The organism is Ningiella algicola (assembly GCF_028401415.2).
Lineage (GTDB): Bacteria > Pseudomonadota > Gammaproteobacteria > Enterobacterales > Alteromonadaceae > Glaciecola.
The window spans coordinates 2,985,426-2,997,368 of the sequence record NZ_CP171821.2 but is presented as its reverse complement, the minus strand read 5'-3'; the positions used below and the strand labels follow the sequence as shown (position 1 = coordinate 2,997,368).

Here is an 11,943-nt window from a genome sequence, read left to right as displayed (position 1 = left end):
TTCTAGTTATGCTTGTTGTAATAATGTTCATATAAACATAAAGTCTTTTGCACTACAGTGCGTATAAAAGCTTCTTTCTCGGCTTCATTCAGCTTAAAGTCTAGGTTCATTAAACTGCGAGTATGAAAGTCGCTTTTTAAAAGAGAATAAAAATCGATAGATAGTTCGCGAGCGTCAGACCGTGTCAAATTACCCTTTGCTAGGTAGTGAAGAGCATCACAGAGGGCATTGATACTTGCAAGCGGGCCTGCCTCATAAAACAATTCGGCAACTCTGGGCGAATTGTTCCCCTCTGCGATAATCGTCTTGTAGACAGAAATGACCGCCTCATCGAATATCAACGCGAAGAACTTACTCGCTATGGTAACAAGGGCTGTTTCCAAACAAGCCTTATCATCATGAAGCAATTGTTCAGTAGTGACCAAATACTCCTTGCATTTAAAGGCAATGACCGCTGAAAAGAGCGCATCCTTGTTTTGATAGTGAGAGTATACGGTTTGTTTAGACACGCGAGACTTTTTGGCTATCTCTTCCATTGAGGTCTCTTTAACACCGTTTTCAAGAAAAAGTATTTTTGCAGCCTCTAAAATAGCTTCACGTTTTTCCTGACTTTTTGGTCGACCGCTTCGCGTTACTTGCATATGAATTGAATGTAATTAATAGACTATGTAGTACAGTATCTGGAGTGTAGTCTTTTACGCGTTCGAGGTCAAAATAGGCGCTTGCAGGTTAAGTAACACAATGGGAATACAAAAAGTCCAATGGCATACTGTGTGTCATTGTTAAGAGTCTGGTTATAAGGAAGTTATCCCAATGCATTGGAAAACGGTGTTGGCAGCGTCTCGGCCCAAATTTCTATGTCTTGCACCCGTATGTGTGTGTTTAGGGGCTTCAGCGTCCCACTCTTTTGGAAACGTAGATAGCGAAATGCGTTCTTTGAGTCCAGCCTTGTTCTTAGCGTGTTTGATTTTGGCAGCGCTTGCTCACGCTGCAGTGAATTTACTCAACGAATATGCGGATGCAAAATCACGCTTAGATGAGCATACCATCAAAACCCCATTTAGCGGTGGCAGTGGCGCTCTGCAGACAAATCCTCAGGCGCTGCATACAGTATTTCTTGCTGGTTTATGGTGTATTCTCGTCTGCGTTTTAATTGGCAGCTACATCATTTATGAAATAGCGCATTTACGCATGTTTTTGTTAGTGTTAGGAATAGTTGGCCTCACGCTGGTGATAAGCTATACCCCTTGGATTAACCGTAGCGCTGTATTATGTTTCTTAGCGCCCGGACTAGGCTTTGGTATTGTGATCACCGGCGGCACTTACGCCGTGCTGAGTGCACATATGCATGCCAACTTTCTGAATATGGTGACCGCCCCAATTATGCTTTTGTGTTCACTTGTGTTCTTGCAAGTCAACAATCTACTGCTTATAAACCAGTTTCCAGATGCTGTTGCGGATAAGAGAGCCGGGCGAAATCACATGGTCATCAAATACGGATACAAAACATGCGCAGGCTTGTTCGCAATATCTTCTCTAGGCATTTACACCATTGCTTATGCGCTTTGGCAGCTTGATTATTTGCCCGATGTTGCGCTTATTTGTTTTATTGGCATTCCATTCAGCATTGAAATATTTCGCCGCGCATACTGCTTTAAACCCAATATGTTGGCTCATTTTTTACCTGCAATGGCCTTAAATGTGATTTTGTCGCTACTTATACCCATAGCGCTTGCGATCATACTCTATGTCTCTTAGGCTATATAAAGAATAAATAACCTGAATCCTGTTTAAGAAATGGTGCTAGCTGTTGTGTTACATACTTAAGTTTATTTCTAACACTCAGTGCTGCTAGAATTGTGAAGTACAAGGCGCAAACGTCACGTAATAGTTATTCTATTGCTGACTTTTGCAACGTAGTAATTCGCAATTCTAGCGGTACTGAGCGCCGTTTCTTAAACAGGATTCAGGTTAAATATCAAAGGAAAGACATGAAATATACTGGCGGGTGTCACTGCGGAAAAGTCAGGTTTGCAGTTGATTTGCCTGAGCGCGTTGAGTGCGAAAATTGCAACTGCTCTATATGTGTAAAAAGTGGTTTGATTCACACCATTATTCCCATGCGAGACTTCACGCTGTTGCAAGGGCAAGACATGCTCACCACCTATCAGTTTAATACTGGACTAGCAAAACACACCTTTTGCAAGGTGTGTGGAATAAAGGCCTTTTATATTCCTCGCTCAAACCCAGACGGGGTGAGCGTAAATCTGCATTGCTTAGATACTCCGCATCCGAATGCGACTATTGTCGATTTTGATGGGCAAAATTGGGAAGCAAATGCGCATACCTTGGCGCATAAATCAATATGATCGCGTGTCACCATTACGATTATATAGAAATCGCCTGTATGCATCGCTTACGTATTCGCTTAATTATGCAAGACTCAAGCGAGTTGGAGGGAGTCGCACTTGATACCACACGTACTGATAGCCACCAAGAGGCATTGCTCATTGAGACTGACGCTGGTGCAGTAAAGGTTGCTTTAGACCAGCTTTTGTCAATGCATAGCTTAACGGCTAATCCTTACTTTGAAGATGTGCAGTTTGCGCCCAATGTTTAATTAATTTCCAACTGATATAGGAAGCGCTCAATAATACTTTAAACCCTGAGTTTTTCCTCTAAACGCATAGTAAACAAACGCGCTATAAAGGGCGATAACGGGAATAACGACGACTGCCCCAATCAAAATAATTCTCAATGATTCGGGAGCGCTTGCGGCTTCATATATGGTAAGTTCGTTTGGCACAACAAAGGGGTAGAAGCTCAGAGCGAGACCAATAAAGCAGCCAACAAAAATGATGATAGCCATAGCAAAGGGTTGCCAATCATATCTGGACGTAACAGCTTGGCTTTTAGCGTCGCCCGATAAGCGCGATAGCCTTGAAAGTGCTCGATAGCCGAATACAAACATAGCAAAACAAATGATGGGAATTGCTGCATAGAAATAAGCGAAAGGCGCGGTAGTCCAAACTTGAAATACGTTGGCATTGACCAAGGGATTAACTAAACAAACGCTTAAAATACCCATAAAAGTCAGCACGCCGGCGCGTTTTGCATTTTTAATTGCGTGAGCCTGCAAATCGCCAGTAGTCTTTAAAATTAACCAAGTGTTACCAATAAGCGCATAAGCCGCAGTAACACACAAGGCACTAAATATACCGAAAACGATGCTCGTGAAAGTATACTCAAGCCCCATGATATAGATGCCGAGCATAAAGCCCTGCATACTGGTGGCGATATATGAGCCTACAACAAAGGTAATATCCCAGTGTTTCTTGTTTTTAGGGTGCACTTTGGCTCTAAAATCAAATGACACGCCACGCAATATCAGGCCAAGTAACAACAGCGATGCAGGCAGATAAAACACCTGAAGGATGGCGCTGTGCGCAGCAGGAAACGCGACCAATAATAAGCCTACGCCCAATACCAGCCAGGTTTCATTCGCGTCCCAAAATGGCCCGATAGAGGCGATGGCGGTGTCACTCCAAACCTCGTTTTTAAGGGGTAGAGTTAATCCTACACCCAAATCGTAACCATCTAAAATCGCATATAGCAAAATAGACAGTGCAGTTAATCCTGCAAAAATCAATGAGAGCGAATGGGCATCTAAGTAATTCATGTTATGCCCCCACTTGATTCAGCTTTGCTTGTTCTTCTACTTTCATCAAGCCCGGCACAGTGAGGTCGTATTCTTCTTCTTTTACCGCCCGGCGTGCCAGCACAAATATAGTGCGGATATAGGCAATGAGCAGCACAATATATAGACTCAAATAAGCAATAAGTGTTAGGAGCACATTTTCTCCGGCTATTGGTGTGACAGCGTCTGCTGTTTTTAGCACACCATGCACAATATAAGGCTGTCGACCGATTTCTGTGACATACCAGCCAGCAAGCGTAGCTAACCACCCAGAGAAGGTCATGCCCATCAGCACTTTAAGTTGTAAGGAAGACAATCCCTTTTTTCGCTTCAGACTGAAGCTTGTCCACCAGGCCACGGCAATCATTAATAAGCCAGTACCTACCATAATCCGAAAACTAAAAAATACGGGTGCAACAGGAGGGTGTTCACCTACAAATTCGTTTAAACCCTGCAATTCGCCCTCTAAATCGTGAGTTAAGATGAGACTTGCCACATTGGGAATTTCCAACGCGAACTTGTTTGTGCGGGTTTCTTCATCTGGAATCGCAAAAAGGACTAAAGGCGCACCGCTTTCACTTTCCCAAAGTCCTTCCATCGCGGCAATTTTTTGCGGCTGATGTTCTAAGGTGTTTAAACCGTGCAAGTCACCAATAAAGGCTTGGGTGGGCGCTAAAATAGCGGCAGAAAACACCGCAATTTTGAGTGTTAACCGCGGTGCTTTTTTATTATCACCTCGATACAAGCGATAGGCGCTAATACCCGCTACCAAAAAACATACCGTAAGCGAAGAAGCCATCAGCATGTGAGTTAAGCGGTATGGAAAAGATGCGTTAAAGATGATGGCAAGCCAGTCGGTGGCATAGGCCACGCCGTCACGCACTTCAAAGCCAGCAGGAGTTTGCATCCACGAATTCAGAGAAATAATCCAAAAGGCCGACATTGTGGTGCCAAATGCAACGAGAAAGGTGGCGCTGGTATGTGCCCACGCAGGTACTCTATTAAAGCCAAAAAGCATAATGCCTAGCATAGATGCCTCTAAAAAGAAGGCGGTAAGCACTTCATAAGCCAGTAGCGGGCCTGCAATGTTGCCAACCGTTTCCATGAAGCCTGGCCAATTCGTTCCAAATTGAAACGACATGGTAATTCCACTTACCACTCCCAGAGCAAAGGTGAGAGCAAATACTTTTACCCAAAAACGATAGGCGCGCATCCAAACTGGGTGTTTAGACAGATCAAAGCGCACTTTAAAATAAAAGAGCAACCAACCTAAGGCGATAGTGATGGTTGGAAATAAAATATGAAAGCTGATATTTGCAGCAAACTGAATGCGCGACAAAATTAGGACATCTAACACCTTTCTCTCCTTCTACTTGAGCAAACTATGCAGGGCGTGGTTTGGGACTGAGTTTATCTTTTATATCAAGCACTTTACTAACACCTGATCCGAGCTTCATAAGCGTATTGAGCTTGTCTGGCGAGAGTTGCTGTAAGCTTTGTGTCCATTGAGTAATGTTTTCGAGTAAGTCATGAATCTCGTGGATGCGACTTTGCGCATATTGTTCCTGCTTATTAGCGGCTTCATCTAGCATAATATCGCGCAGCAAGCTTAAGGTCGGGTCCATCTCGCGTTTACGGCGCTGCTCGAACACTTTATTGGCCATGTCCCAAATGCTGCCTAAGGTTTGGAAATAGTCTTTTCGATCACCTTGTTTGTGAATGCGCTGCACCAACTGCCAAGCCATAAGCTCCTTGATACCCATGCTCACATTTCCTCTGGAAATGCTCAGCAAATCGCCTAGCTCGTTAGCGCTGAGCGGCTCTTCGCTAATAACCAACAGCGCATATATTTGACCAACCGTTCGGTTAAATCCCCACCGGCTTCCCATTTCGCCAAAGTGGAATACAAAGGATTCGATCATTGGCGTCATCTTAGGAGTCATACTCTGGTTTTGGTCGGCTATTTGGTTCATTGTCTTAATGTTCTGAAGTTTCAAAAATTATTGAAAGTATATATTATATTTGATCTAGATCAAGTTTTTATGAGCTTAATTGCCTTTTTTGTGGTTTCTCTTTTGGAGTGAAATGACGACTCTTATTGTGAAATGGGTGTCTCAATGGGGTGAAATAGAAGTGATTCGGCGCTCAAAGGCGCATATGCATTTTAGAGGGGTAACGGTCAAACTTCTAAGAAGTACACGTGGGGCTTGCATTAGACAATGAGCGGATGGAATAGAGTTGACGATTCTTCGTAGCAAACAATTCAGTATCTTCGCAGTCAACGGCAGGAATACGTAAAAAGCCACTGCTCGGTGCTCAAAGAATTAATAGCATCATGTTAGCAACAGTGTCTCCATCCGCTAAACGTTTCACTTTCATTTCAATCAAAATGAGACTTTCATATCAAAAAATTCTCATCATTTAGTGAAATTGCGGGACTCGCCATTTCAACGAACATGAGACCTCACAATTCTTCAGAGTTTTTAAGCAACCTACAGATTCGTCTAGTGAGACAATGGCAATAGGGTGAGATGGAATTAATCAAAACAGCGACACCCCATCAATGCTAGCCATCCCTTTTTATTTTACCTTTTGTAAGCCGATACTATCTCGCATATCGTTTTCTCGACCTTATTCGCCTCCGAGCGACTATTCAAGCGCTCAGCCACTCGATACTTTTGGGCGTTTTTCCCTACGGTGAAAAGCTGGTAGTAAGTGGTAGTTTTAGTACCATAGCTTACGGTCGCTCCACCTTTTAAGTAAAAGGACTGGATATCTTTAATGGGCAAGCTTTGTGATGAAAACGATATACCGAAGTAAAGCCGTTGCGACTTAAGATTTTCACTATCGATGGTAACTAACAGGGCCTTTCCTAAATATTGCAAGCCCGCTAAAGCAAGCCCCAACCCGATTAATGGAAACACAATCCCAAAAATCATGGGAGCATCATTCATATCGACAATAATTCCGATACTCGCAAACAAAACGCCTATCAATACAAGAAGTACGCCATTGAGCGGACGCTTGAAAGGCGCAAAGTAAATGGTTGATTTATCTGCTGTTCGCTTTAGTTGTGCAATGCCACTTAATGCTTCACCGGCGGCGAAGCCCGTGGCTTCATACGTTTCGGTGCCATGACAAATGTGTTGTGACTTTTCACCGCTTTCAAATACGGGTATCTCATACAATCGCTGAATTTTATCGTCAATTTCGAGTTCAACCCGCCAGATCACATTGGTTTTTGAGTTCTCCACTCTACCGCTGGGAGGTAAGCCCTCTTGGACGTCAAACCTAAATCGTATATCACAGCCACCAGAGTTTGCTTGCACATGACACACGCCATCGTTTTCCCATTCTACGTGCTCACGCACTCCAGAATTGCTACTATTGTTTGAATGTGTGCGTTTAATGCAAAGTAGCTTCACCCTCGCGCTCATTTCAGAGTGATGCGCTAACTTACACGCAATTTTGCCACCTACATGACCGCCAATAGCGCCGGGAAAAGGGTCAAGGCTAAGGGGCATCGGACCAATCGTTCGCCACAGCGAGTACTGCTTGTATGTCTGAAACAGGATTGCGATTAGACTCAGCGGGAATAGCAACAGCAAATAGACAGCAGGCTCTTCACTCGCATTTGCTAGCAATTCATCACGCTTAATATACAGCCCATAACAAATCCATGACCAAATCACCGAAAAGACATAGGATATTATGAGCTGAATTTTGGTGTATGAGGTAATTTGATTTTTAGCCCATGCCTTTTTTTCTAACCAAGGGGTATCATTCAATCTAGTTTCTCACTGTACTTAGTTTACATGCTAAAAAATAGGAGGGCGTAAATCATGCGGTTTCACCCACCATTTTATAGAGTTGAGTCTACTTTACATGTTATATATACCTAATAAATTTCTTCTATGCCTGACAATAGGCCTTATATTATGTAGGAGCTTGGAATGGACTTTACCGACGCTAACATGTACCTGGTCATCGCTGTGACTATGTCGGCTGCAATCGGTATTACCCTATTTTTTGTCGGCAGTTTAATTACCATCGCAGGCGCTTTTGCCAAAAATGACAAAGGCTTTGCTATTGCCTGTATCATCTTTTTACCGCTCAGTGCGGTGTACTGTTTGCTCAATTATGAACACACAAAGTACCCTGCAAAATATGTCTTTTCTGGCATCGCTTTATTAGGTTTAACGCTAGCAACGAGTATATGGATTTTATGAGCCGTCAATCAATTTCAAAAAAACGTATCAATACGCAAATTTTGGTCATCCTAATGTTTTGTACTTTAGCCATGAGTGGTCAAAGCTTTTCTCAATGGGAGGAGCGAAGCGCGGCTATCATGGGCACTAATATCCGCGCTGAGGTCTATCATGAAAGCGAGCAGCTTAGAAACCAAGCGCTTTCTGCGGTGATGATGCAGATGGAAGAGATTAATCAGCTAATGAGTCCTTACATCGACTCCAGCGAATTGAGTCTATTGAATCGAGAAGCTGCAACACGCAAAGTGGTGGTCAGTGATGAGCTATTTTATCTGCTTGCCTTGTCTGCGCGTTTGTCTGAGCTAACAAAGGGCGCTTTTGATATTACTTTTGCCAGTGTTGGCTATATGTATGATTACAAAGAGCAGCAGCGTCCTGATCAAGCTCAGATAGATGGCAAACTTCAAGCTATCGATTACCGGCACGTTCAGCTTGATCCTGCCAACAATAGCGTGCGATTTGCACACCATGACCTCAAAATTGATTTAGGCGGCATTGCAAAGGGGTATGCGGTGGATCTTGCTATTGAAAGACTAAAAGCTCTGGGCATTGAGCACGCTTTGGTCACCGCCGGTGGCGATACGCGGTTATTGGGCGATAGGCTTGGAAAGCCATGGATTGTTGGCATACGCGACCCGCGAGATGAGGAAAAACAAGCTGTCGTGATCCCCCTTGAAAGCGCAGCGATGTCCACCTCAGGCGATTACGAACGCTATTTTGAGGAAGATGGTAAACGTTATCACCATATTATTAGTCCACGCACCGGCGAGTCGGTGTATGAAGTACAGTCTGTGTCTATTATTGGTCCTGAGTCTGTCTATAACGATGCGCTGTCTACCGCAGTGTTTGTTATGGGGCTTGAGAATGGCATTGGGCTGATAAATGGCTTACCAGAATTTGAAGCCATTGTGATGGATAATGAACGTCGCATGCACTATTCAAGCGGGCTTCAGCAATAGATAGTTGATCACATACCTTGCTTTAGCGAATAGTGTGTAAATAAAAACGAACAAGGCGTCAGCAGACAACGAGTTTTTCTTGTATGGCTAGATGCTCATGCAATGATAACCTTCTTGGTGCTTATTTTTTTTTAGGACCCTTATCTTGGCGCATACTTATTTTGGCGCGTGCGACTGTGGGCAGGTAGAACTGTCGCTTGTATTAGCAAACACCATCGATCGTTACCAAACGCGAGCCTGTGACTGCGACTTTTGCGCTGAGCACGATCTCGTGTATTTATCTGACCCTTTGGCCAAACTTCATATCAATTCAATGATCAGCCTCTTTCATAAACGCCAAGGCTCTCAGCAAGCAGAGTTCTTATGTTGCGTGAATTGTGAAACCGTAGTTGCAGTTAGCGTGACAATAGACAATGTGCTGCGCGGAGCGATAAACGCAGAATGTTTAAACGATATGGATGTATTATCCGAACCGGAACTCGTGTCACCAAAGGAGCTAAGTGCAAATGAAAAGCTCGAAAGATGGAAAACACTTTGGGGAAGCATTGAATTAAGCGAGCCTGATTAAATTTATCTGAGCTTGCGCGGCCTCACCCAAAACCAGCTTAGCACCACAAGTATGCCAAACACCGTGTAGACCGCTGCAAATACCCATGCGGGCGCGGTGTAATAAAGCAGCGAAGAAAGCCAGTATGAAATAAAACTGCCTTCGTATACGGTATCGCCAGCCAAATCTCTAAGGGTCATTTCCCACGTTGTCAGTGGACAAATTATGCCTAGCCAGGCTTGAATAACCACAATGCTGATGCCGATTAGATGAGTTAATCTAAACCAAAGCGAATACACCCACTGCCAGGTGAGCATTTTACCAATAAATATCAGCAACAGTCCGAAGACGATAAACCCAACGAACAAGACATGCACAAAAAGCAGTAGGTCAGCTACAATCAGGTAAAGCAGTTTCTCATCCATTTTGTTGGATATGCGTTTTTACTTCTTGCACATAGCTAAAACCTTCGCGACTAATTTACGAATACCGGCGTCGGCATCTAAAATCGACTCAGCGAGCATGTAGGCGGGCGTAGAGACTAAGTTATGCTGCTCATCTACCACGATATCGTCAACCGCGCAGCTGACGTGCTCGCCACCCATTTGATTGATTGCCGTAGCCGTGTCGGCATCGTGACCAATGGTGGCTTTTGCGTTCTCACCATACACTAATGGGATCATCGCGGGTGCAATACAAATATAGCCCGCCGGTTTACCTGCGTTTGCAAAGGATTTGAGGGCGTTGAGGGTGCTCGGTTCTACACTGCAATGTGCGCCCTTTGTCGCAAAATCAGATAAATTTTTAGCAGCACCAAAGCCACCGGGCAAAATCACTGCATCAAAGTCATCAGCGCGCAGCGTATCGATAGCTTTGATATCGCCTCTGCAAATGCGCGAGGCTTCAAGCATCACATTGCGCGTTTCTGGCATTTCTTCACCATTTGTGTGATTAAGCACATGCATTTGAGCAACATCCGGCGCAAAGCACTGATAATGAGCACCGGCTTTTGCAATATACAAAAGTGTGAGCACCGCTTCTTGAATCTCTGCCCCGTCAAATACGCCACACCCTGATAAAACAACCGCGACCTTTTTCATAAGCAACCCTCAGTTAACATGTTCAGATATCAGTTGTTATTAGATATTGCCAATACCGTCATTAAGTTCAAGTTCCATTGTTTAGATTATGAGAATCGTAAGAAGTTTTACTGTTTTTCGTGTCGATGTAGAACGCGTAAAGCTTCATTGAGGGTTGCCACTAGGGAATTTCCACACGCTTCGTCTTTTACTTCGATGACCTTTCTCGTCGTTTTATTACCATATCTAAGCTTAACTACGAACAGCTTTACTGTAATCCCTCGTGTATGCCTTGAAACACGCTGTAAAAACGCTTCTTGCGCGCCAGCTAGCTCAAAACGTTTATCGCGTAGAAACAACTGAAACTTGCCATATTTTTTTATTAATGCGTTATCAATAACAAGCAACTCAGCGGTTTTAAACAACTTTTCAGCGCTTAGTATGACTAAAACAAGGAAAAAAATTGAGAAAAAGAAGCTGAATGCAGATGAATAATAATAAGAGTGCATAGCGGCAAGGCACATTGACGAAAAAACGCATATAAAGGCAAAAACATGCTTTATGTTTCGCATATTAACGGTATGCAGTATCACGGGCTCATTTCTAGATTTTTCTAGCTGTTTAGCGAGTTGACGGTAGTGCTCGTTTAGCGCACTTTTTTCGATTCGAGTTTTTGCTTCTATATGCTGATTTAGAGATGCCACTCGCTCTGGATAGCGCTGTTGATCAATACTCGCTAACGCGCAACGTAGCTCCTCCAAATTGTATCTAGAATAATCTGGGCTCATAGATATATTGACCTCTCCCAAAGCAACTTTTTACAAAACAAATAGTGAGTTATTTTGGCTATTTGCATTCTAGGGTTGGAAATTGATAAACACCAGTGAATTGTCAGAATCATTAGTTGGCTGGAATGCAGTCTTAGTGATAAATCAAATAGTGCTTTTGAGGCAAAGCGGACGCTCGGGATATTCTTATTTGGACTGACTATTCAATGATTTGTAGTTCCGGTTTAGTCCTCGCGAACAATCCAGCTAAACGCCATTACAGCTAAAGGCTATATAGGACAATAATCCTTTCTAAAATTGAATTGTTGAACTTGCACCAAACTCCCTAAGCAGCATGCGTAATATCAACGTTCAAAACTTTCATTACTTTTTTAACTGTATCCCAGCGTGGGCTTACTTTGCCATTGAATGATTTGTACAAACTTTCACGATTCACACCAATTGTTTCGGCAATATCTGCAACGCCATGCTTTTTTACTAAGTGATTTAGTGCCCCGATGAACACTTTTGGATCGTCATCATTGAAGCAATCAACTAAAAATTCGTTAATTTCTTCTTGAGTTTCCATGTAATCGAATGGATTAAATGGTTTTGTTTTCATTGAA

The 11,943-nt window shown here is 43.3% G+C and carries 15 protein-coding genes; 6 read left to right on the top strand and 9 right to left on the bottom strand.

What is annotated here, in order from left to right:
- Window positions 1–2: 2 nt before the first annotated feature.
- Entirely contained in the window at window positions 3–641 is a 639-nt protein-coding gene (locus tag PN836_RS13035) for a TetR/AcrR family transcriptional regulator (RefSeq protein ID WP_395338950.1), read from the bottom strand.
- A gap of 172 nt (window positions 642–813) precedes the next feature.
- Between PN836_RS13035 and PN836_RS13030 the strand changes: the two genes are divergently transcribed.
- The 3 genes from PN836_RS13030 (at window position 814) to PN836_RS13020 (ending at window position 2,620) form a co-directional block, all read left to right on the top strand.
- Entirely contained in the window at window positions 814–1,758 is a 945-nt protein-coding gene (locus PN836_RS13030; RefSeq protein ID WP_395338949.1) for a prenyltransferase, read from the top strand.
- A gap of 233 nt (window positions 1,759–1,991) precedes the next feature.
- On the top strand, window positions 1,992–2,369 hold the full coding sequence (locus PN836_RS13025; RefSeq protein WP_395338947.1) for a GFA family protein: 378 nt from the start codon (window positions 1,992–1,994) through the stop codon (window positions 2,367–2,369).
- Between the two features lie 38 nt (window positions 2,370–2,407).
- Window positions 2,408–2,620 carry a Rho-binding antiterminator gene (locus PN836_RS13020; protein WP_395338946.1) on the top strand — a complete coding sequence of 71 codons (213 nt, stop codon included), beginning with the start codon at window positions 2,408–2,410 and terminating at the stop codon, window positions 2,618–2,620.
- A 27-nt stretch (window positions 2,621–2,647) separates the two neighbouring features.
- On the opposite strand, the gene cydB is transcribed toward PN836_RS13020, so the two are convergent.
- From cydB to PN836_RS13000, 4 genes are all read right to left on the bottom strand, one after another.
- A complete protein-coding gene (cydB, locus tag PN836_RS13015) occupies window positions 2,648–3,679 on the bottom strand; it encodes a cytochrome d ubiquinol oxidase subunit II (protein ID WP_395338944.1) in 1,032 nt (343 codons plus the stop codon).
- A gap of 1 nt (window position 3,680) precedes the next feature.
- The gene (locus PN836_RS13010; protein ID WP_395338943.1) at window positions 3,681–5,054 is read right to left on the bottom strand and encodes a cytochrome ubiquinol oxidase subunit I; all 1,374 of its coding nucleotides are present in this window, start codon (window positions 5,052–5,054) and stop codon (window positions 3,681–3,683) included.
- Between the two features lie 25 nt (window positions 5,055–5,079).
- Window positions 5,080–5,619 (bottom strand): GbsR/MarR family transcriptional regulator, encoded by a 540-nt coding sequence (locus PN836_RS13005; protein WP_395338942.1) that lies wholly within the window; start codon window positions 5,617–5,619, stop codon window positions 5,080–5,082.
- A 663-nt stretch (window positions 5,620–6,282) separates the two neighbouring features.
- Window positions 6,283–7,485 carry a hypothetical protein gene (locus PN836_RS13000; RefSeq protein WP_395338941.1) on the bottom strand — a complete coding sequence of 401 codons (1,203 nt, stop codon included), beginning with the start codon at window positions 7,483–7,485 and terminating at the stop codon, window positions 6,283–6,285.
- 165 nt (window positions 7,486–7,650) lie between these two features.
- Between PN836_RS13000 and PN836_RS12995 the strand changes: the two genes are divergently transcribed.
- From PN836_RS12995 to PN836_RS12985, 3 genes are all read left to right on the top strand, one after another.
- Entirely contained in the window at window positions 7,651–7,926 is a 276-nt protein-coding gene (locus tag PN836_RS12995) for a hypothetical protein (protein WP_395338939.1), read from the top strand.
- Window positions 7,923–8,924 carry an FAD:protein FMN transferase gene (locus tag PN836_RS12990; protein WP_395338937.1) on the top strand — a complete coding sequence of 334 codons (1,002 nt, stop codon included), beginning with the start codon at window positions 7,923–7,925 and terminating at the stop codon, window positions 8,922–8,924. Before PN836_RS12995 ends, PN836_RS12990 begins: the two co-directional genes overlap by 4 nt.
- Before the next feature lie 145 nt (window positions 8,925–9,069).
- Complete coding sequence (locus tag PN836_RS12985) at window positions 9,070–9,492, top strand: aldehyde-activating protein (RefSeq protein WP_395338936.1); 423 nt, start codon at window positions 9,070–9,072, stop codon at window positions 9,490–9,492.
- Between the two features lie 2 nt (window positions 9,493–9,494).
- Here PN836_RS12985 and PN836_RS12980 read toward each other — a convergent pair whose 3' ends face one another.
- The 4 genes from PN836_RS12980 to PN836_RS12965 form a co-directional block, all read right to left on the bottom strand.
- Window positions 9,495–9,896, bottom strand: coding sequence for a DUF2784 domain-containing protein (locus tag PN836_RS12980; RefSeq protein WP_395338935.1), 402 nt, complete (start codon window positions 9,894–9,896; stop codon window positions 9,495–9,497).
- A gap of 18 nt (window positions 9,897–9,914) precedes the next feature.
- Complete coding sequence (elbB, locus tag PN836_RS12975; protein WP_395338933.1) at window positions 9,915–10,571, bottom strand: isoprenoid biosynthesis glyoxalase ElbB; 657 nt, start codon at window positions 10,569–10,571, stop codon at window positions 9,915–9,917.
- A gap of 107 nt (window positions 10,572–10,678) precedes the next feature.
- The gene (locus PN836_RS12970; RefSeq protein WP_395338931.1) at window positions 10,679–11,338 is read right to left on the bottom strand and encodes a hypothetical protein; all 660 of its coding nucleotides are present in this window, start codon (window positions 11,336–11,338) and stop codon (window positions 10,679–10,681) included.
- 325 nt (window positions 11,339–11,663) lie between these two features.
- Window positions 11,664–11,939, bottom strand: a complete 276-nt coding sequence (locus PN836_RS12965; protein ID WP_395338929.1) for an addiction module antidote protein — start codon at window positions 11,937–11,939, stop codon at window positions 11,664–11,666.
- Between the last annotated feature and the right edge of the window lie 4 nt (window positions 11,940–11,943).